Below are 17,529 nucleotides of genomic sequence, written 5' to 3' on the forward strand. Positions count from 1 at the left end.
GGCGGATATCGGGCGGTGGTGGTACGCTAACGCCATGGCCAACGACCCCTCCACGGCGCCCTGGAAGCACGATGGTGTGCGCGTCATCCCGGGCAACCAGCTGGATGCCAACACCGCGCAGACACCCGGCATGGACCGCAAGGCGGCGATCAATTTCGCGCGAGTCGGGGCGCAAAAACTCTGGGCGGGCACCGTCCACATCCACGCCAATGCCAAGACCGGCGCCCATCATCATGGCCCGCTGGAAAGCGTCATCTACATCGTGAAGGGCCGCGCGCGCATGCGCTGGGGCGAGCACCTCGAATTCACCGCGGAAGCCGGCCCCGGCGATTTCATCTACGTGCCGCCCTTCGTGCCGCACCAGGAGATCAACGCCAGCGCCACCGAGACGCTGGAATGCGTGCTTTGCCGCAGCGACGGAGAAGCGGTGGCGGTCAATCTCGACATCGAGCCGGTGGAAAAGCCCGAACAGGTGCTTTGGGTGGATCCGACGCATCCGCACGGCGGGGTATGACGGTGAGCGACGTCGCGATCCTCGTCGTCGAAGACAACCCCGACCACCGGGAACTGACGGTCACGGCGCTTCGCGAATGCTGCGACCCGGCGCGCATCGCCACGGCGGAAGACGGCGTCGACGCGCTCGACTACCTTCTCGCGCGCGGCGCGCATGAAGGCCGCGACGTGCGCAAGCAGCCGCGCCTGGTGATCCTGGACATCCGCATGACGCGCGTCCATGGCGTGGATGTGCTCAGGGCCATGCGCGCGGACCCGCGGACCCAGTCGGTGCCGGTGGTCATGCTGTCCGCGTCCACTGAAAAAGCCGAGCTCGACAGTTGCTACGAAGCGGGCGCCAACAGCGTGGTGCGCAAGAGCCTGGACTACGACGAGCTGCGCTGGAAGATGCGGAAGGTCTACGACTTCTGGATGACGGTGAACGAGGCCAATCGTGCTTCGCGCGTGTAAAGCCGGGCCTGCGGGCAAAGAGTGCTTACGGATGTCACCTTCTCCTACGCGCCGCGCGCCGCGAGCGGTCTAGAAAACGGGGAAAGGACACTTTCCTCCATGGAACCGGATTTCGAAGCGACTCAACCCCTTCCCAGGGTGCAGACCCACTGGGCTGCAAAGCACGCGCCAGCGCTTGCGGTGCTCGCAATGGCGGTCGTGGCATTGGCCGCCGCCGTGATGACGACCCGGCAAGATACGGCCGACCCCGATTCACGGATAGCCGCGGCACCCCCGCAGCAGCAGGTGGTGCACGCGCCGCCGCTGAACAGCATGGGCGCCGGCCCGGCATGCCGGGCTTGCGGCATGGTCGAGTCGGTGACTGCTGTGGACGGCGCGAAGGGCTTCCAGATGCGCATTCGCATGGACGACGGCACACTGCGCACGGTCGAGCAACGCGGCGCCATGCCGGCAGGCACCCGCGTGATGGTCGACGGCGCTTCGGTGAAGCTGATGCCCGGGCCTGGATAGGCAGGGTTTGGATCCCCGCCTGCGCGGGGATGGATCTGCGCGTTGCCGCTTACGCGTCAGCTACCTGCAGAACCAGCTTGCCGAAGTTCTCGCCGGTGAAGAGTTTGATCAGCGCTTCGGGGAACGTCTCGAGGCCGCGCACCACATCTTCCTTGCTTTTCATCCGTCCGTCCTTCAGGTAGCCGGCCATCTCGGCCACCGCTACGGGGAAGCGGTCCGCATAGTCGAACACGACCATGCCTTCCATGCGGGCGCGGTTCACCAGCAACGACAGATAGTTCTTCGGGCCTTGCACGGGTGTGGTGTTGTTGTACTGGCTGATCGCCCCGCAGATGATGATGCGGGCGCCGCGCGCCAGGCGCGTCATCACGTCGTCCAGGATGTCGCCGCCGACGTTGTCGAAGTACACGTCCACGCCCTTGGGGCAGTGTTCCTTGAGCCCGGCCTTGACGTTGCCGGCCTTGTAGTCGACGCAGGCGTCGAAGCCGAGTTCGTTGACCACCCAGTCGCATTTGGCGCGGCCGCCGGCAATGCCCACCACGCGGCAGCCCTTGATCTTGGCCAGTTGGCCCACGGTCTGGCCGACAGCACCGGCAGCACCGGAGACGACGACCGTCTCGCCCGGCTTGGGCAGGCCGATGTCCAGCAGGCCGAAGTAGCCCGTCATGCCGGGCATGCCCAGCACGTTGAGCCACTGGTTGGGTGTGCCCAGGCGCGGGTCGATCTTGAACATGCCGTTGCGCTTGATCTGGTCTTCGGCAATGAGCATGTACTCCTGCACGCCCACGGTCGCGGACACGAGGTCGCCGACGGCGAACTTGGAATTCTCCGACGCGATCACCTTGCCGATGCCGCCCGCGCGCATGACTTCGTCGATGCCGACGGGCGGGATGTAGCTCTTGCCGTCGTTCATCCACCCGCGCATCGCCGGGTCGAGCGACAGCGCCAGGGTCTTGACCAGCACGCCCCCGGCGGACGGTTCCTGCACCGGCTCGCTGGTGAAGGACCAGTTGTCTCGCGTGGGCGTGCCCACGGGGCGCTTGGCCAGGCGGACCTGGTGGTTGGTAAGGGTGGCGATGGCGCTCATGGGGGCTCCTGGAGGCATGTCTGGGGAAGTGAACGCATGGTAGCGGCGGGCTCATGCGGGGCCGGTAGCGCAAGTGACACGATTCCCGGGAGCCGCATCTAGGCAGCCGAGCCGGGCAGGGCTAACCTCATGCACTGCCCAAGGAGACCGCCCATGAAACCCGTTCCCACCCGCGCGCCGACAGCGCTCATCACCGGCGCATCGTCGGGCATCGGCGAGTCGCTCGCCCGCATCTTCGCGCAGGCGGGGCACGACCTGGTACTGGTCGCGCGCAGCGCGGGCAAGCTGGAGGAACTCGCGGAACAACTTGCGGCGGAACACGGCGTCAAGGCGTGGGCCGAGCCTTGCAACCTGGCCGAACCGGAAGCGCCGGCTCGCCTCGCCGCCGCGCTGCGCCGCAAGCGCCGGCCCATCGACGTGCTGGTCAACAACGCGGGCGTGCTGGCTCAAGGGCCATTCGCCGCGATGAAGCCGGCCGCACACCGCCAGATGATCGACCTCAACGTGACCGGCCTCACGGCGCTCATCGCGGAGTTCGTCCCAGCCATGGTCGAGCGCGGCAGGGGCCGTGTGCTGAACGTGGCGTCGATCGCTTCATTCCAGCCGGTGCCCACGCTCGCCACCTATGCGGCCACCAAGGCATATGTGCTGTCGCTCACCGAATCGCTGGCCGAGGAACTCAAGGGCACCGGCGTCACCATCACCGCGTTGTGCCCGGGCGTTACCGCCACCAACATGCTCGACAGCGCGCGAAGCGCCAACGCCAGGCTGGGCCAATTGCCCGGCTTCCTGATCGGCGACGTCGACGACGTTGCACGGCTGGGCTTCGAAGCCTGCATGAAAGGCGACGTGATCTGCGTGCCCGGCGTCGTCAACCGTGCCGCGATGATCGCGTCGCGCAGCACGCCCAAGTGGCTGGTTCGGCGGATCGGCGGTGTGATCGGGCGCAAGGCGCTGTAAGCATTCCTGTCAGGAGGGTGGGCCGGGGCGGCCCACGGCACGCGTACAGGCGATAAGCTTCTTTCCCTTGTGCTGTAATGATTCGGGAGGGGCCGCGACTGATGTGTCGAGGCCTGTGCCGGATCAGGGCGGCGCGGTGTCAAACACAGAACAACCGGAGGCCTTGCTTATGTCCGCGAACCCGTCGTCCGCGAAGCCGTCGTCCGCGCAACCCGGCCGCCATGCCGAAATCTGGCGCGAGTCCCTGGCCGCACGCTTTTCGCAAGTGCGCACCCACAGCGTGGCGCTGGCCGCACCTCTCTCGGCCGAAGACCAGTGCGTGCAATCCATGCCCGATGCCAGCCCGACCAAGTGGCACCTGGCGCACACCAGCTGGTTTTTCGAGGCGGTCGTGCTTTCGCCCCATGCAACCGGCTACCGCGCCTTCGACACGTGTTTTTTCCATCTTTTCAATTCGTACTACGAGTCGCTGGGCCCGCGTCATCCGCGGCCTCAGCGCGGGCTGCTGACACGGCCGTCCCTGGATGAGGTGCATGCCTATCGCACGCACGTCGACGCGGCGATGCAGGCGTTCATCGCGGGCGCGGAAGCCAAGGTGTGGGAGGCCGCGGCGCCGCTGGTCGAGCTGGGGCTGAACCACGAACAGCAGCACCAGGAGTTGATCCTCACCGACATCTTGCACATGCTGTCGTGCAATCCGCTGCTTCCCGCCTATGAGGCGGCCGAAGCGCCGGCCTTGCGGTTGGCCACCGCCAGCGTGCCATTGCGCTGGATCGGCATGGCGGGCGGCCTTTCGGACATGGGCCACAGCGGCGACGGGTTCGCCTTCGACAACGAAACGCCCCGCCACGCCGTGCTACTCGCGCCCTACAGCATCGCCGATCGCCTCGTCACCTGCGGCGAGTTCGCGCAGTTCATCGCCGACGGCGGGTACGAAAGGCCGGGCTTGTGGCTGTCCGACGGATGGGCTGCGGTGCGGGCCGACAACTGGCAGGCGCCCGCGTACTGGATCGCCCCTGGCGATCCGCAGGCCCCGGCCGGCCATTGGCAAGTCTTCGGGCTGAACGGCGTGCGCCCCTTGGACCCTTCGGCGCCCGTGAGCCAGCTGAGTTTCTACGAAGCGGCTGCCTATGCCGAATGGGCCGGCGCGCGCCTGCCCACCGAAGCCGAATGGGAAGCTGCTTACGCTGCGCCGGGCATCACGCAGATGACGGGGCACGCCTGGCAGTGGACGCGCTCGTCCTACGACCCGTACCCGGGCTTTCGCCCGCTGGCCGGCGCCGTGGGCGAGTACAACGGCAAGTTCATGGTCGGCCAGCTGGTGCTGCGCGGCGGCAGCCTCGCGACGCCCGCCGGCCACACGCGCCCGACGTATCGCAATTTCTTCCCGCCGGGGGCGCGCTGGCAGTTCTCGGGCCTGCGCCTGGCAAAGGATGGTTCATGCTGACCCGCTCGCTGATTAATATCGAAGCCGGCGGGGACGCTGCGGGCAGCCGCCCGGCGGACAGCGACGCGCTCGTCGGGGAGTTCGCGCATGACCTGATGCGCGCGCTGTCCACAAAGCCTCACGGCATCTCGCCCAAATATTTCTACGACGAGCCGGGCTCGCTGCTTTTCGACCGTATCTGCGATTTGCCCGAGTACTACCCCACGCGAACAGAGCTGGGCATTCTTCGCGACGCAGCGGCTGACATCGCGGCGCACATGGGCCCTCGGGCGGAGATCGTCGAATTCGGCGCCGGGTCGCTGCGCAAGGTCCGCCTGCTGCTGGATGCGATGGACCGTCCCGCGCGCTACCTGCCGATCGACATTTCGGGCGAGCACCTCGCACGGTCCGCGACGTCATTGCAGCGCGACTACCCGGGCCTGGACGTGCAACCCGTGGTGGCGGACTACACCCAGCGTTTGCTGCTGCCCGCGGCCTTGCCGGGCGCGGGTCGGCGCGTCGGCTTCTTTCCGGGCTCGACCATCGGCAACTTCACGCCGGCCGAGGCGCTGCACTTCCTGCAGATCGCGGGGCAGGTGTTGCGTGGCGGCGCGTTGCTGCTGGGCGCCGACCTGATCAAGGATCCGGCGGTCCTGCACGCCGCGTACAACGACGCACAAGGCGTCACGGCGGCATTCAACCTGAACCTGCTGGCGCGGGCGAATCGGGAACTGGGCACGCGGTTCGTGCTGGAGCAGTTCGCCCACAGCGCGTTCTACAACGCGCCGCAGCAGCGCATCGAAATGCACCTGGTGAGCCGCCGGCGCCAGAAGGTCGCCCTGGGCGGCGAGTGCTACGAACTGGAAGAGGGCGAGAGCCTGCACACCGAAAACTCCTACAAGTTCACCATCGACAGCCTCCGTGCGCTGGCGATGCGTGCCGGCTTCCGGCCCGGGCCTGTGTGGACCGACGAGAATCGGCTGTTCAGCGTGCATTGGCTGCACGCGCCCGGCTAATTCTTCAAGGGAGTTCATGAAAGCGATCTGGAACGGCATGGTCATTGCCGAGAGCGACGACACGGTCGTCGTGGAAGGCAACCACTACTTCCCCGCCTCCGCGCTCAAGCGCGAGTACGTGACCTTCAGCAACCATCGCACCAGTTGCTACTGGAAGGGCCAGGCGAGCTACTACTCACTGCTGGTCAACGGTGAGATGAACGCCAACGCCGTCTGGTACTACGCCGAGCCGAAGCCCGAGGCCGAAATGGTCAAGGACCGCGTCGCGTTCTGGCACGGCGTGAAGATCGAACCTTAAGGAGGCCGCGATGGTCAACACAATCGAAGTCGACGCCGCCATCGTCGGTTCGGGGCAGGCCGCGCCCTCGCTCGCGGTGGCGCTGGCGCAGCGCGGCGAGCGCGTCGCCTACATCGAGGCGGTGCAGCTGGGCGGCTCCTGCATCAACGCGGGCTGCACGCCGACCAAGACGCTGCGCAAGAGCGCGCGCGTCGCGCACCTGGCACGCCGCGCGGCCGAATTCGGCGTGCGCGTCGGTCCCGTCGAAGTCGACTTCGCCGCGGCGATGGAGCGCATGCAGCAGCGCGTGGACACGGCGCGCGGCGGCCTGGAAACCTGGGTCGGCGGCCAGGCCAACATCACGCTGCTGCGCGCCTGGGGTTCTTTCGCGGGCCGCAGCGATGGCTGCTTCGACCTGCTGGCCGGCGAACAGCCGGTGCGGGCCAAGCGCGTGTACCTCAACTCCGGCACGCGCGCGTTCATCCCGGAAATCCCGGGCATCCGTGACGTGCCGTACCTCGACAACGTCAGCCTGCTCAAGTTGCGCACGCGGCCGCGCCATTTGCTCATCATCGGCGGCAGCTACATCGGCCTCGAGATGGGGCAGATCTTCCGGCGCCTGGGCTGCGAGGTGACTGTGATCGAAACCGGGCCGCGCATCACCAGCCGCGAGGATCCGGAGGTGTCCGCCTGCATCGCGTCATTCATGGCCGAAGAGGGCGTGACGGTGCTGGCTGGGCAGCCGGTGTCGCGCGTGGAGCGCGCGGGCGACGGCATCGCATTGCAGGTGGGTGACCGGCGCGTCGAAGGTTCGCACCTGCTGGTGGCGACGGGGCGCCTGCCCAACACCGAGCGGCTGAACCTCGCGGCGGTCGGCGTGGAAACGGATGCCAGGGGCTTCATTCCCACCAACGCGCGGCTGGAGACCAATGTGCCCGGCATCTGGGCGTTGGGCGACATCAACAAACGCGGCGCCTTCACGCACACGAGCTATCACGACCACGAAATCGCCCTGGCCAATCACGACGGCGGCGAACGCTCCGCCGACGACCGCATCATGGCCTACGCCATGTTCACCGACCCGCCGCTGGGCCGTGTCGGCATGTCGGAGGCGGAAGCGCGCGCCAGCGGCAAGCGCATCCTGATGGCGACCTTCGACATGAAGAACGTGAGCCGCGCCAAGGAAGAAAGCGAAACCACCGGCCTCATCAAGCTGCTGGTCGACGCCGACACCGAGCGCTTCGTCGGCGCCACAGTGCTGGGCATCAACGGCGACGAGATCATCCAGGTGGTCAGCAACTTCATGGCGGCCGGCGCGAGCTGGCGCGTGATGAAGGACGCGTTGCCGGTGCACCCGACGGTGACGGAGTTCTTCCCGACCATCCTGGGCAACCTCAAGCCGCTGCAATGACCGGGCCGCGGCGGGCTTGATATGCTCGCCGGATGATCCTCGCGCCTTCCCTCACCGCACCCGCCGCCGTGCCCGCCGCGCTGCGTGGCCAGGGCTATGCCGTCGTCGCCCCCCAAGCCGTCTGCGATCTGGCGGGGTGCCGGCTGGATGGCCTGCTGGCGCTCAACCCCAGCTGGGACGGCCTGCCGCCCGACAACTACCTGAAGGACGGCGGCCACTATCGCAGGCGCCGCCACTCGTGCTTCGTGGTGACAGGCGATGAGGTGGCGCAGGTGGCGCACCGCGCGCACTGGCAACCGGTCGAATACAACGCATTGCACGGCGGCATGCAGCGGTGGTTCGAGCCGGTGGAGCCGGCGGTGGTGGGCGCTCCGGCGTGGCGGCAAATGCTGCACGGCCTGGCGCAGCTGGCGTCGGGTCTCAAGGGCGCCCAGCCCTGGTATGTGGAAGCGCACCAGTTCCGTATCGACACCGAAGGCGGCATCGGGCGGCCGACACCGGAAGGGGCGCACCGCGACGGCGTGGACCTGGTGGCGGTGTTCCTGGTCGGGCGCGAAGGCATCAAGGGGGGCGAGACCCGCGTGTTCGAAGCTGCGGGCCCGGCGGGCCAACGCTTCACGCTGGTCGAGCCCTGGAGCCTGCTGCTGCTGGACGACGAACGCGTGATCCACGAATCCACGCCGATTCAGCCTGTGGCCGAAGGCGGCCATCGCGACACGCTGGTCGTGACGTTGCGCGCAGGCGGCTTTCAGGGCGGTTGAGCGCCGTCAGCGGCGTCCGATGTGCGCCAGGAACGGCTGCGCCTTCCGCCAGAGGCGCCATCCCCACCACAGCTTGACGCCCCAGGCCGCAGCGCGTCGCGGCCGGAGCACGATGGGCAGGGCCACCGCGGCGGCGATCCACCATGGCCGCGAGATCAGCCAGTGGGCGCCGCCCCTCAACTGGTCCGCGATGGCCAGCGGGCGTTCAAGCGCCATTGAATCCTGCGCCAGCTGTTCGCGCAGCATTTGGCTGCGCGCGGCCAATTCGCCTTGACGGACCAGCATCATCATCCGGCGCTCGCTGAACATGACCGGTGCCTATTCGTGAGGCGCGAGGCCCGCGCGGTCGCGCGACAGCTCGGCCAGTGTGGCCTTGAAGGCTCCGCCCGGGCTTTGCAGGCGATGCCCGCCTGATCGCATCGCGAGCACGCCGCCGGCCAGAAACGCCAAAGTCAAAACCGCCAGCGCCACGATGCGGTAGCCCTCCGCAAACAGCATCACGACCAGCGCGCAAAGCAGCACGGCGCCGACCGACAGCAGCATGAGGCCGATGCCGGCCAGCAGCAGGCCGTCGAAGATTCGCAGCTTCTCCTGCTCGAGCTCGTTGCCGAACAGTTGCAGGCGCACCTGCCCGATCTCCAGCACCGTGCCGAGCAGGCGGCGCAGCGACCCGAAGAGCCCGACAGACGGTTCCGTCTCGCTCATCGCCCGCTCTAGCGGCGGCTGATCAGCATGCCGACGACCAGCCCGACACCGGCGGCGATGCCGACGGCGCGCCAGGGGTTGTCGTGGACATAGTTGTCGGCGGCCTTGCCTGCGTCCTTGGCGCGATTGATGGCCATTTCCTGGAGGTTGGAGAGATCCGCCTTGGCCTGCTCCATTCGCGCCTGCATCCGCAGGCGCATTTCGGCCGCCTTGTCGCCGACATTGCCAGCGGTGAGCTTGAGCAGTTCTTCGGCGTCGGCGATCACGAGTTTGAGATCGGTCATCAATTTTTCTTTGTGGGCGGTGGTCATCTCGGACATGCGAGCCTCCATTGTTCGGGTTGGAAGCAAATGGTAGCGCTTGGCGGCGCCGTTGAGGCACAAAAATGGCGCAACTCTCATCAGTCGCGTACGTCGGCGACCGGATTCGCGCCGAAGTCCGCCCGCCCCAGCACGGCCAGCACTCGCGCCGCGGCTTCCGCCGTCGAGGTGAGCATGCCCTTGTCCTTCAAACCGATGAAGTTGCCGATGTCGGGAAACTGGCTGGCGTCCGCGCTGCGCAGTTGCACCTGCATGTCGGTGTCGATCACCCCGGGGGCGAGCGAGCACAACTTGGCGCCGTCGGGTTTGCCCGCCTCTTCGAGCGCCACGCAGCGGGTGAAGTGGTCCATGCCGGCCTTGGCGGCGCAGTACGCGGCCTGAGATGCCATCGGCCGCCGCCCCAGGCCTGACGAGATGTTCAGCACCCTGCGCTGCGCTCGCCATGCCCCGGTGGCGCGCAGGAAGGCGGACGTGAGCAGCATCGGCGCCTCCAGGTCCACCCGCAGCGCCTCCGCCAGTTCGGCGACCGGAATGGCGTCGAGCGGAGCCGCGCGCGGCACGAGGCCGGCGTTGTTGATCAGGGTGACCGAAGCGAAGGCGCCGCCGTCTTCAAACGCAAGCGTCGAACAAACTTGCGCGCCCGGGACACTATGCCGCCACGACGATAGGGAAGGTCGCATGCAAACCACCTGTCCCGGCGATGAACGGCACTGTGACAGCGGCGCGCGCCTGTTCGTCGAGGCGACGCCAGATACCGTCGCGCTCATTGCCCGGATCGCCCGCCACGTACAACTGCGTCGTCAGCAATTCGCGTGAGCCCAGCTTGACCTTGACGTGGATGTGCGGCGTGCGGCCGCTGTACGCCACGGGACGGATGGTGCGGAAGCGGTAGCTGCCATCGGCGCCGACCGTCACGCGGCCGAAGCCCTGGAAAGCCGGATCGGCCTTGCCGCCACGGTCGCCGGGGTGGTGGTAGTGGCCGGTCTCGTCGCACTGCCAGATTTCGACTTGCGCACCGGCCAGCGGCTTGCCCTGCAGGTCGGTGACGCTGCCCTCGACCCACGAGGGTTGGCCACCGCGGTATTCCAGCGTGCCGCTGCGCAACAGGTCGGCGTCGGCGTCCTTGGGCAGGCTCACGGGATAGAACGGGCCTTCGGTCTGGGAGGGCGTGGCGCGCCGGGGCTGCGCCGGCTGGGCGCGAGCACCTGTCCAGAACACAGGCAGCGCCACCAGTGCGGCGGCCGCCGCACGCCGGTTGAGCAGGGAAGGGGGCATCGGGCTCTCCTGGGGTTTCACGGTCTGAGAGGAAGCGCGGGCCGGAGTTCCCTCACTCAGAACGGACAAGCGCTGGAGAAGGCCAGCGCTTCACCTGTCGCGGGGTGTGTGAACCGCAGTCCCGTCGCGTGCAGCAGCAACCGCGGTGACTGCGCCTGGACTTCGGCGGGCGCGTAGAGCGTGTCGCCCACGATGGGATGGCCCAGAGCTTGCAGGTGCACCCGCAATTGGTGCGAGCGGCCCGTGAGGGGTTCGAGTTCGAGGCGCGTGGTGCCCCCACGCCCACCTGCACCCAAAGCAGACTCGAGGACTCGCCATCGTGTCTGGCTCGGCTTGCCATGCTCGTGGTCGACGACTCGCCGCGGCCGATTGGGCCAGTCCGCCGCCAGCGGCAGGTCGATCAGCGACCAGCCATCGGTGGATGAAGCCGGCGTTTCCAGGCGGCCTGTGACGACGGCGGCATACCGCTTGCCCACCTCCCGCTGCGCGAACGCGCTGCTCATGCGCCTTTGCATGTCGGCACCGCGCGCCATGAGCCAGAGCCCCGACGTCGCCATGTCGAGCCGATGCACCACCAGCGCGTCGGGGTACGCGCGCTGGGCCCGCGCCGCCATGCAGTCCTGCTTGTCGGCTCCCCGGCCGGGGACGCTCAGAAGGCCGGAGGGTTTGTCGAAGACCAGCAGATGGGTGTCGGCATGCAGCAGCGACAGCCCGTGGCCGCCGGTATCCGCATCCGATAATTTGCGCATGAGCATGCTTTCCTCGATCCCATTTTCGCTGCAGGCCATCGTGCTGCTGATAGCGTCCAACATCTTCATGACCATGGCCTGGTATGGCCACCTGAAAAACCTGGCGACGGCGCCGTGGTACACCGCGGCGCTCATCAGCTGGGGCATTGCACTGGCGGAATATCTGTTGCAGGTGCCGGCCAACCGCATCGGTTTCCAGCAGGCCGCGTTGTCCGTGGGCCAGCTGAAGATCATCCAGGAAGTGATCACCCTGGCCGTCTTCGTGCCGTTTGCCGTGCTGTACCTCGACGAGCCGCTCAAGCTGGATTACCTGTGGGCGGCTCTGTGCATGGTTGGCGCCGTCTATTTCATATTCCGCAGTGCTTGAAGAAAATTGCCCCCGCGCTTCTCACTTCGTGCAGTGCGCTGCCCGCCGAGGGGCCCGGGCCCGCCCAGGGGCGGCCCGTCGGAGACCCGACCCCAGTTACACTCGCCGCACCCGAATCCCCGATCCCCAACCAGGAGCCAGCAATGCTGTTTGGCAAGCTGCTGCCGCGCGAAGGCAATTTCTTCGAGATGTTCAACCAGCACGCCGACAAGATCGTCGAGGCGGCGCGTGCTTTCTCCCAGCTGGTGGCCAACTACAGCGATGTGCACCTGCGCGAGCAGTACAACCGCGACGTGGACAATGCCGAGCGCGCCGCCGACCGGGTCACGCATGACGTGAACCGGATGATCCACCGCACGTTCATCACGCCGATCGACCGCGACCAGATCCACAAGCTCATCAACACGATGGACGACGTGGCCGACCTGATCCAGGACTCTGCGGAAACCATGGCGCTGTACGACGTCAAGGCCGTGAACGAGGAAATCACCCGCCTCACCGACCTGAGCGTCAAGTGCTGCGACCGCCTGAAGGAAGCCGTCTACATGATCGGCAAGCTCGCGGATCCGGCCACCGCCGAAGCGGCCCTGAAGACCTGCGAAGAGATCGACAAGCTCGAGTCCGACGCAGACCGGGTGATGCGCTCGGCCATGAGCAAGCTGTTCCGCGAGGAGCCGGACGTGCGTGAAGTGCTCAAGCTCAAGGCCATCTACGAGCTCTTGGAAACCATCACGGACAAGTGCGAAGACGTGGCCAACGTGATCGAGGGCATCGTCCTCGAGCATTCCTGACCGGGGATCGAACGCATGGAAAACGTGCCGACCGCCCTGTGGGTGGTGATCCTGCTGGTAGCGCTGGCGCTTGCCTTCGACTTCATGAACGGGTTCCACGACGCGGCGAATTCGATCGCCACCGTCGTCTCCACGGGGGTGCTCAAGCCGACCACGGCCGTGGTGTTCGCCGCTTTTTTTAACGTGATCGCTATCCTGATCTTCCACCTGAGCGTCGCCGCGACGGTCGGAAAGGGCATCGTCCAGCCGGGGGTGGTGGACACCCACGTTGTGTTCGGCGCGCTGGTGGGCGCGATCACGTGGAACGTGGTGACCTGGTACTACGGCATCCCCAGCAGCTCTTCGCACGCGCTGATCGGCGGCATCGTGGGAGCCGTCATCGCCAAGGCCGGCGCGGGCTCGCTCATCGCGACGGGCATCGGCAAGACGGTGCTTTTCATCTTCGTTTCACCGGTCCTCGGGTTCACGCTTGGCTCCCTCATCATGGTGGCCGTGTCGCATATTTTCAGGCGGGCCACGCCATCGAAGGTCGACCGGTGGTTCCGCCGCCTCCAGCTGGTTTCGGCCGGCGCTTACAGCCTGGGCCACGGCGGCAATGATGCGCAAAAGACCATCGGCATCATCTGGATGCTGCTGATCGCTACCGGCTACACCGCGGCGGGCGACACCTCGCCACCGAACTGGGTCATCCTGTCCTGCTACTTCGCGATCGGCTTCGGCACAATGTTCGGCGGCTGGCGCATCGTCAAGACCATGGGCCAGAAGATCACGAAGCTCAAGCCGGTGCACGGCTTCTGCGCGGAAACCGGTGGTGCCGTGACGTTGTTCCTGGCCACAGCGCTCGGCATTCCGGTATCCACCACGCACACCATCACCGGCGCCATCGTCGGTGTCGGCTCCACACAGCGCGCCAGCGCCGTGCGCTGGGGCGTGGCTGGCAACATCGTATGGGCCTGGATCTTCACCATCCCGGCGTCAGCCTTCGTCGCCGCCATCGCTTACTGGGTGAGCCTGCAGATCTTCTGACAGGCACAACAAGTCACAATCCCGGCGGGTTCGGATGCAGCCGCGCCATCGACAAGCAGTCGACGTAGCGCCCGTTCTTCAGCCCGAAGGCCGTGTGCCGGCCTTCCTCGACAAAGCCCATCTTGCGATACAGCGCGATCGCGCGGTCGTTGTCGGCGTGAACGTACAGTTCCACGCGCAGCACGCCGGCCCAGTTGTCGGCCCAGTCCAGCGCGCGGGCAAGCAACCGCTGGCCCACGCCGCGCCCTTGCCATTGTGGGCTGACGCTGAGGCCCAGGCCGCGCACATGCATGCGGCGCAAGGTGGCGCTCTGCACGTGCAGGCCGGCGCAGCCGGCAACCTCGTCGCCGGCCATGGCGACGAGGCGGCAGGCATTCGACTCCATCTTCTGCAGGTATTCCAGACGCGACGCGACGGGCGCATCGGGCATCTGCAGCAGGCCCTCGAATACGCCGGGCTGCCCCAGATGTGCGGAAATCCGCGCGGCGTCTTCGGGTTCGGCGCTGCGGATGATGATGGCGTCGGCGTCAGCCTTGTGGGCGGCGTCCATGTCGTTTCTCCTGGTGAGGGTGGATGGACGAACCAATCTACCCAGTGGCTCGCGGCGCGGCAAATGCCGCCTGCGCATGGAACGATGCCGTAACCACGCTCGCGCGTGCCGGCTACTGCGAAATCTTCCGCCCTTCCTCGACCTGGTATTCGAAATAGCGTTGGAAGCTGAATGCGATGCTGGCCATGAGCACCGTGGTGCCGACCAGCAGTGACAGCGCCACGGCGGCGATCGTGAACCAGTTGGTGCCGCCCGCGGCTGCGTCTTCGCCGGCTGACCGGTTGAACCGCGCGTTCCACTTCTCGCGCGAGGTCAAGCCATAGACGATGGCGGTGAGCGCGCAGCCGGCAACCGTGAAACCCAGCAAGGGGATCAGCACCCAGCTCCACGCATCGTCCAGCCCGTACCGTTGCACGCGCTGGATGCCGTACAGGCCCAGCGCCGCGGGAATGGGCAGCGCCCAGCCCACCATGTCCCCGAAGCCATGCAAGTAGAAGCGGTGCAGGCCCAGGGGGCCGCCCAGAAAGGCCAGCCAGGCCGCGAGAGTCTTGTTTTTCATCCGGGGCTCGGCTCGGGCGGCGTGGTGTCGCCTTCACCCAGCGTTTTCTCCATCAGCACGATGTCGAGCCACTTGCCGAACTTCCAGCCGCACGACTTGAACGTGCCCACCGGCGTGAAGCCCAGCGTGCGGTGCACGCCGATCGAGCCCGCATTGTTGGAATCTCCGATGACCGCGATCAGTTTGCGGATGCCGAACGCTTCGGCCTGCGTCGCAAGCTCTGCTAGCAGGGCCTTGCCCAGCCCTTTGCCGGCGGCGTCGGGGTGCAGGTAGATCGAGTCTTCGGCTGAAAAACGGTAGGCCGGCCGGGGCTTGAACCACTGGCAATAGGCGTAGCCCAGGATGTGCCCGCCTTCCTCCGCGACCAGCCAGGGCAAGCCCTTGGCCAGCACGTCGGCGCGACGGGCCGCCAGCTCGGTCTCAGAGGGTGGCGTGGTCTCGAACGTCCCTGTTCCATGCAGCACGTGATGGGCATATATCGCGGTGATCGCGGGCAAATCGGCGTCGGTGCTGGGGCGTATGGTGCTCATAAAGGTCATTGACGTTATAATCGTGGGCTCTACAGCGTGTCGCTGGCCGGGTGGCCGTAAGCGCGTGTCTCAACGCTGGAAAGATTTTGGGGAAATTTCCCCTCCCACCCAAGGATAAATCATGGTCGTCATTCGACTCTCCCGTGGCGGCGCGAAAGCCCGTCCGTTCTTCAACATCGTCGTTGCCGACAAGCGTACCCGCCGCGACGGCCGCTTCATCGAGCGCATCGGTTTCTACAACCCCGGCGCCAAGGACAATGAAGAAGGCATCCGCATCGCCCAGGACCGCCTGACGTACTGGCGCGGTGTCGGCGCGACCCCGTCGCCCACCGTCGAACGCCTGATCAAGCAAGCCGCGGCCAAGACGCCGGCTTAAGGCAGTTATGGCGGCCCCGCGTCCGGCAGCCCAGCTGCCTTCCGGCGTGGAGCCGGCCGAACTTCCGGCCGATGCGATCGAAATCGGGCGCATCGCCGATGCCTGGGGCATCAAGGGCTGGTTCAAGGTCCTGCCCCACAGCGCTTCCCCGGAAGCGCTTTTTTCTTCCAAGCGCTGGTATCTGCAACCGTCCGAAAAAGGCGCCAAGACCTTTTCCGGCACGGTGCTGCTGCGCGTGAAGGAGGCCAAGGAGCACTCCGACACCGTCGTGGCCACTGCGCATGAGGTGGACGACCGCAACGCGGCCGAGGCGCTTCGCGGGGCCCGAATTTTTGTTCCCCGTTCCAGCTTCCCCACCGCCAGCACCGACGAGTACTACTGGGTCGACCTGATCGGCCTGGACGTCGTGAATCGCGAAGGCGTAGCGCTCGGGCAGGTGCGTGAACTGCTGTCGACCGGCCCGCAGACCGTGCTGGTGCTCGAATACTTCGAGGACAGCAAGGTCCAGGAGCGGATGATTCCCTTTGTTTCGGCCTACGTCGACACCGTGGACCTGCCTGGCAAGCGCATCACGGTCGACTGGCAGCCGGACTACTAGCGCGAAAGTCACGCGATGCGCTTCGACGTCATCACGCTGTTTCCCGAACTGTTCGCGCCTTTCCTGGTGAGCGGCGTCACTCGCCGCGCGTACGAATCCAAGCTGGTGGACGTGCGCCTGTGGAACCCGCGCGATTTCGCCGAGGGCAACTACAAGCGCGTGGACGATCGTCCCTTCGGCGGTGGGCCGGGTATGGTGATGATGGCCGCGCCCCTGGCGCAGTGCCTCGCGGCGATCCAGGCCGAGCGCGCCGATACGGCGCCCGTGGTGCTGTTCTCGCCGGTCGGCGAACGGCTGGACCACGCGGGGGTGGAGCGCTGGTCGGCAAGCCAGGGCGCCGTGCTGATCTGCGGCCGCTACGAAGGGATCGACCAACGATTCATCGACCGGCACGTGACCGTTCAGATCAGTCTGGGCGACTTCGTGCTTTCGGGCGGCGAGATCGCGGCCATGGCGCTGCTGGATGCCGTCGCGCGGCTGCAGCCCGGCGTGCTGGGTGACGAGGACAGCTCGCAGTTCGACAGCTTCAACCCGGCCCTGGACGGGCTGCTGGACTGCCCGCACTACACCCGGCCGGAGGAGTGGGACGGCCTCAAGGCGCCGCCCGAACTGCTGTCGGGCCACCATGCACAAATCGAGCGTTGGCGCCGCGACCGCCGGCTGGAAATCACCGCGCGCCGCCGACCGGACCTGATCGCCGTAGCCCGGGCTGCCGGTGCCTTGTCGAAAGCCGACGAGGCCTTGCTGGCAACGCTGCCGTAAAACTGTTTATAATCAAAGGCTTTCCGATCCTCTGCCCGGCCGCCTGACCGCTTTTTAGCACCCAGGCCTTTTGTGTAGCGCGGGCACGATCACAGAGGTAAACATGAACCTGATCCAGATCCTCGAGCAAGAGGAAATCGCCCGCCTGGGCAAGAAGATCCCCGAGTTCGCCCCCGGCGACACCGTGATCGTCAGCGTCAACGTCGTCGAAGGCACCCGCAAACGCGCCCAGGCTTTCGAAGGCGTCGTCATCGCCAAGCGCAATCGCGGCCTCAACAGCGGCTTCACGGTGCGCAAGATCTCCAGCGGCGAAGGCGTGGAGCGCACGTTCCAGACCTACAGCCCGCTGATCGCCGGCATCGAAGTCAAGCGCCGCGGCGACGTCCGCCGTGCCAAGCTGTACTACCTGCGTGACCGCAGCGGCAAGTCGGCTCGCATCAAGGAAAAGCTGGCCCACCGCAACAAGCCCGCCGCTACCGCTGCCGCTGCCGAATAAGCGAAGGCTTCGCC

The 17,529-nt window shown here is 66.7% G+C and carries 26 protein-coding genes; 16 read left to right on the plus strand and 10 right to left on the minus strand.

Features of this window, described 5'->3' with window-relative positions; translation table 11 throughout:
• Positions 1-34 precede the first annotated feature (34 nt).
• The 3 genes from EEB15_RS21525 to EEB15_RS21535 all read left to right on the plus strand — a co-directional run bounded on the left by EEB15_RS21525 (position 35) and on the right by EEB15_RS21535 (position 1,473).
• Positions 35-514, plus strand: a complete 480-nt coding sequence (locus EEB15_RS21525; RefSeq protein WP_141511976.1) for a cupin domain-containing protein — start codon at positions 35-37, stop codon at positions 512-514.
• Positions 511-963: a response regulator gene (locus EEB15_RS21530; protein ID WP_233259568.1), complete on the plus strand. Its 453-nt coding sequence runs from the start codon at positions 511-513 to the stop codon at positions 961-963. The genes EEB15_RS21525 and EEB15_RS21530 overlap by 4 nt, the downstream gene beginning before the upstream one ends.
• Before the next feature lie 99 nt (positions 964-1,062).
• On the plus strand, positions 1,063-1,473 hold the full coding sequence (locus EEB15_RS21535; protein ID WP_141511978.1) for a hypothetical protein: 411 nt from the start codon (positions 1,063-1,065) through the stop codon (positions 1,471-1,473).
• A gap of 49 nt (positions 1,474-1,522) precedes the next feature.
• Here the strand turns inward: EEB15_RS21535 and EEB15_RS21540 are convergent, their stop codons facing one another.
• The gene (locus EEB15_RS21540) at positions 1,523-2,560 is read right to left on the minus strand and encodes an NADP-dependent oxidoreductase (protein WP_141511980.1); all 1,038 of its coding nucleotides are present in this window, start codon (positions 2,558-2,560) and stop codon (positions 1,523-1,525) included.
• Between the two features lie 153 nt (positions 2,561-2,713).
• Here EEB15_RS21540 and EEB15_RS21545 point away from each other — a divergent pair, with 153 nt between their 5' ends.
• From EEB15_RS21545 to EEB15_RS21570, 6 genes are all read left to right on the plus strand, one after another.
• Positions 2,714-3,520: an SDR family oxidoreductase gene (locus tag EEB15_RS21545; protein WP_141511981.1), complete on the plus strand. Its 807-nt coding sequence runs from the start codon at positions 2,714-2,716 to the stop codon at positions 3,518-3,520.
• A gap of 169 nt (positions 3,521-3,689) precedes the next feature.
• Complete coding sequence (gene egtB / locus EEB15_RS21550) at positions 3,690-4,967, plus strand: ergothioneine biosynthesis protein EgtB (protein ID WP_141511983.1); 1,278 nt, start codon at positions 3,690-3,692, stop codon at positions 4,965-4,967.
• The gene (gene egtD, locus EEB15_RS21555) at positions 4,961-5,962 is read left to right on the plus strand and encodes an L-histidine N(alpha)-methyltransferase (protein ID WP_141511985.1); all 1,002 of its coding nucleotides are present in this window, start codon (positions 4,961-4,963) and stop codon (positions 5,960-5,962) included. Before egtB ends, egtD begins: the two co-directional genes overlap by 7 nt.
• Positions 5,963-5,978: 16 nt before the next feature.
• A complete protein-coding gene (locus EEB15_RS21560; RefSeq protein WP_141511986.1) occupies positions 5,979-6,260 on the plus strand; it encodes a DUF427 domain-containing protein in 282 nt (93 codons plus the stop codon).
• A 10-nt stretch (positions 6,261-6,270) separates the two neighbouring features.
• A complete protein-coding gene (locus tag EEB15_RS21565) occupies positions 6,271-7,650 on the plus strand; it encodes a mercuric reductase (RefSeq protein WP_141511987.1) in 1,380 nt (459 codons plus the stop codon).
• A gap of 32 nt (positions 7,651-7,682) precedes the next feature.
• Positions 7,683-8,411: a 2OG-Fe dioxygenase family protein gene (locus EEB15_RS21570; protein WP_141511989.1), complete on the plus strand. Its 729-nt coding sequence runs from the start codon at positions 7,683-7,685 to the stop codon at positions 8,409-8,411.
• 6 nt (positions 8,412-8,417) lie between these two features.
• Here EEB15_RS21570 and EEB15_RS21575 read toward each other — a convergent pair whose 3' ends face one another.
• From EEB15_RS21575 to EEB15_RS21600, 6 genes are all read right to left on the minus strand, one after another.
• A complete protein-coding gene (locus EEB15_RS21575; protein WP_141511990.1) occupies positions 8,418-8,720 on the minus strand; it encodes a YqjK family protein in 303 nt (100 codons plus the stop codon).
• A gap of 9 nt (positions 8,721-8,729) precedes the next feature.
• On the minus strand, positions 8,730-9,116 hold the full coding sequence (locus EEB15_RS21580; RefSeq protein WP_141511992.1) for a phage holin family protein: 387 nt from the start codon (positions 9,114-9,116) through the stop codon (positions 8,730-8,732).
• A gap of 8 nt (positions 9,117-9,124) precedes the next feature.
• A complete protein-coding gene (locus EEB15_RS21585; protein WP_141511993.1) occupies positions 9,125-9,436 on the minus strand; it encodes a YqjD family protein in 312 nt (103 codons plus the stop codon).
• An 80-nt stretch (positions 9,437-9,516) separates the two neighbouring features.
• The gene (locus tag EEB15_RS21590) at positions 9,517-10,203 is read right to left on the minus strand and encodes an SDR family NAD(P)-dependent oxidoreductase (RefSeq protein WP_141511994.1); all 687 of its coding nucleotides are present in this window, start codon (positions 10,201-10,203) and stop codon (positions 9,517-9,519) included.
• A complete protein-coding gene (locus EEB15_RS21595; protein WP_199236594.1) occupies positions 10,085-10,711 on the minus strand; it encodes a protocatechuate 3,4-dioxygenase in 627 nt (208 codons plus the stop codon). The genes EEB15_RS21590 and EEB15_RS21595 overlap by 119 nt, the downstream gene beginning before the upstream one ends.
• Positions 10,712-10,767: 56 nt before the next feature.
• Complete coding sequence (locus tag EEB15_RS21600) at positions 10,768-11,460, minus strand: pseudouridine synthase (RefSeq protein ID WP_141511996.1); 693 nt, start codon at positions 11,458-11,460, stop codon at positions 10,768-10,770.
• Here EEB15_RS21600 and EEB15_RS21605 point away from each other — a divergent pair.
• The 3 genes from EEB15_RS21605 to EEB15_RS21615 all read left to right on the plus strand — a co-directional run bounded on the left by EEB15_RS21605 (position 11,459) and on the right by EEB15_RS21615 (position 13,644).
• Complete coding sequence (locus EEB15_RS21605; protein WP_141511998.1) at positions 11,459-11,827, plus strand: DMT family protein; 369 nt, start codon at positions 11,459-11,461, stop codon at positions 11,825-11,827. The genes EEB15_RS21600 and EEB15_RS21605 overlap by 2 nt on opposite strands.
• 143 nt (positions 11,828-11,970) lie before the next feature.
• Positions 11,971-12,618, plus strand: coding sequence for a DUF47 domain-containing protein (locus EEB15_RS21610; RefSeq protein ID WP_141512000.1), 648 nt, complete (start codon positions 11,971-11,973; stop codon positions 12,616-12,618).
• A 15-nt stretch (positions 12,619-12,633) separates the two neighbouring features.
• Positions 12,634-13,644, plus strand: coding sequence for an inorganic phosphate transporter (locus EEB15_RS21615; protein WP_141512002.1), 1,011 nt, complete (start codon positions 12,634-12,636; stop codon positions 13,642-13,644).
• A gap of 13 nt (positions 13,645-13,657) precedes the next feature.
• Here EEB15_RS21615 and EEB15_RS21620 read toward each other — a convergent pair whose 3' ends face one another.
• The 3 genes from EEB15_RS21620 to EEB15_RS21630 all read right to left on the minus strand — a co-directional run bounded on the left by EEB15_RS21620 (position 13,658) and on the right by EEB15_RS21630 (position 15,283).
• Positions 13,658-14,194, minus strand: coding sequence for a GNAT family N-acetyltransferase (locus tag EEB15_RS21620; RefSeq protein WP_158290187.1), 537 nt, complete (start codon positions 14,192-14,194; stop codon positions 13,658-13,660).
• Between the two features lie 112 nt (positions 14,195-14,306).
• Positions 14,307-14,753, minus strand: coding sequence for a TM2 domain-containing protein (locus tag EEB15_RS21625; RefSeq protein ID WP_141512004.1), 447 nt, complete (start codon positions 14,751-14,753; stop codon positions 14,307-14,309).
• Positions 14,750-15,283, minus strand: coding sequence for a GNAT family N-acetyltransferase (locus tag EEB15_RS21630; protein ID WP_141512005.1), 534 nt, complete (start codon positions 15,281-15,283; stop codon positions 14,750-14,752). The genes EEB15_RS21625 and EEB15_RS21630 overlap by 4 nt, the downstream gene beginning before the upstream one ends.
• 121 nt (positions 15,284-15,404) lie before the next feature.
• Here EEB15_RS21630 and rpsP point away from each other — a divergent pair, with 121 nt between their 5' ends.
• The 4 genes from rpsP (at position 15,405) to rplS (ending at position 17,515) form a co-directional block, all read left to right on the plus strand.
• The gene (rpsP, locus tag EEB15_RS21635; protein ID WP_141512007.1) at positions 15,405-15,659 is read left to right on the plus strand and encodes a 30S ribosomal protein S16; all 255 of its coding nucleotides are present in this window, start codon (positions 15,405-15,407) and stop codon (positions 15,657-15,659) included.
• A 7-nt stretch (positions 15,660-15,666) separates the two neighbouring features.
• A complete protein-coding gene (gene rimM, locus EEB15_RS21640; protein WP_141512009.1) occupies positions 15,667-16,257 on the plus strand; it encodes a ribosome maturation factor RimM in 591 nt (196 codons plus the stop codon).
• A 15-nt stretch (positions 16,258-16,272) separates the two neighbouring features.
• The gene (trmD, locus tag EEB15_RS21645; protein WP_141512011.1) at positions 16,273-17,019 is read left to right on the plus strand and encodes a tRNA (guanosine(37)-N1)-methyltransferase TrmD; all 747 of its coding nucleotides are present in this window, start codon (positions 16,273-16,275) and stop codon (positions 17,017-17,019) included.
• Positions 17,020-17,122: 103 nt separating this feature from the next.
• Entirely contained in the window at positions 17,123-17,515 is a 393-nt protein-coding gene (gene rplS, locus EEB15_RS21650) for a 50S ribosomal protein L19 (RefSeq protein ID WP_141512013.1), read from the plus strand.
• Positions 17,516-17,529 lie beyond the last annotated feature (14 nt).

Source organism: Ramlibacter sp. WS9 (assembly GCF_003797765.1).
Classification (GTDB): Bacteria; Pseudomonadota; Gammaproteobacteria; order Burkholderiales; family Burkholderiaceae_C; genus Ramlibacter.

Coding starts and splice junctions, on each gene's coding strand:
- EEB15_RS21525 (WP_141511976.1), top strand. CDS start 35: ATGGCCAACGACCCCTCCACGGCGCCCTGGAAGCACGATGGTGTGCGC.
- EEB15_RS21530 (WP_233259568.1), top strand. CDS start 511: ATGACGGTGAGCGACGTCGCGATCCTCGTCGTCGAAGACAACCCCGAC.
- EEB15_RS21535 (WP_141511978.1), top strand. CDS start 1,063: ATGGAACCGGATTTCGAAGCGACTCAACCCCTTCCCAGGGTGCAGACC.
- EEB15_RS21540 (WP_141511980.1), bottom strand. CDS start 2,560: ATGAGCGCCATCGCCACCCTTACCAACCACCAGGTCCGCCTGGCCAAG.
- EEB15_RS21545 (WP_141511981.1), top strand. CDS start 2,714: ATGAAACCCGTTCCCACCCGCGCGCCGACAGCGCTCATCACCGGCGCA.
- egtB (WP_141511983.1), top strand. CDS start 3,690: ATGTCCGCGAACCCGTCGTCCGCGAAGCCGTCGTCCGCGCAACCCGGC.
- egtD (WP_141511985.1), top strand. CDS start 4,961: ATGCTGACCCGCTCGCTGATTAATATCGAAGCCGGCGGGGACGCTGCG.
- EEB15_RS21560 (WP_141511986.1), top strand. CDS start 5,979: ATGAAAGCGATCTGGAACGGCATGGTCATTGCCGAGAGCGACGACACG.
- EEB15_RS21565 (WP_141511987.1), top strand. CDS start 6,271: ATGGTCAACACAATCGAAGTCGACGCCGCCATCGTCGGTTCGGGGCAG.
- EEB15_RS21570 (WP_141511989.1), top strand. CDS start 7,683: ATGATCCTCGCGCCTTCCCTCACCGCACCCGCCGCCGTGCCCGCCGCG.
- EEB15_RS21575 (WP_141511990.1), bottom strand. CDS start 8,720: ATGTTCAGCGAGCGCCGGATGATGATGCTGGTCCGTCAAGGCGAATTG.
- EEB15_RS21580 (WP_141511992.1), bottom strand. CDS start 9,116: ATGAGCGAGACGGAACCGTCTGTCGGGCTCTTCGGGTCGCTGCGCCGC.
- EEB15_RS21585 (WP_141511993.1), bottom strand. CDS start 9,436: ATGTCCGAGATGACCACCGCCCACAAAGAAAAATTGATGACCGATCTC.
- EEB15_RS21590 (WP_141511994.1), bottom strand. CDS start 10,203: ATGAGCGCGACGGTATCTGGCGTCGCCTCGACGAACAGGCGCGCGCCG.
- EEB15_RS21595 (WP_199236594.1), bottom strand. CDS start 10,711: ATGCCCCCTTCCCTGCTCAACCGGCGTGCGGCGGCCGCCGCACTGGTG.
- EEB15_RS21605 (WP_141511998.1), top strand. CDS start 11,459: ATGAGCATGCTTTCCTCGATCCCATTTTCGCTGCAGGCCATCGTGCTG.
- EEB15_RS21600 (WP_141511996.1), bottom strand. CDS start 11,460: ATGCGCAAATTATCGGATGCGGATACCGGCGGCCACGGGCTGTCGCTG.
- EEB15_RS21610 (WP_141512000.1), top strand. CDS start 11,971: ATGCTGTTTGGCAAGCTGCTGCCGCGCGAAGGCAATTTCTTCGAGATG.
- EEB15_RS21615 (WP_141512002.1), top strand. CDS start 12,634: ATGGAAAACGTGCCGACCGCCCTGTGGGTGGTGATCCTGCTGGTAGCG.
- EEB15_RS21620 (WP_158290187.1), bottom strand. CDS start 14,194: ATGGACGCCGCCCACAAGGCTGACGCCGACGCCATCATCATCCGCAGC.
- EEB15_RS21625 (WP_141512004.1), bottom strand. CDS start 14,753: ATGAAAAACAAGACTCTCGCGGCCTGGCTGGCCTTTCTGGGCGGCCCC.
- EEB15_RS21630 (WP_141512005.1), bottom strand. CDS start 15,283: ATGAGCACCATACGCCCCAGCACCGACGCCGATTTGCCCGCGATCACC.
- rpsP (WP_141512007.1), top strand. CDS start 15,405: ATGGTCGTCATTCGACTCTCCCGTGGCGGCGCGAAAGCCCGTCCGTTC.
- rimM (WP_141512009.1), top strand. CDS start 15,667: ATGGCGGCCCCGCGTCCGGCAGCCCAGCTGCCTTCCGGCGTGGAGCCG.
- trmD (WP_141512011.1), top strand. CDS start 16,273: ATGCGCTTCGACGTCATCACGCTGTTTCCCGAACTGTTCGCGCCTTTC.
- rplS (WP_141512013.1), top strand. CDS start 17,123: ATGAACCTGATCCAGATCCTCGAGCAAGAGGAAATCGCCCGCCTGGGC.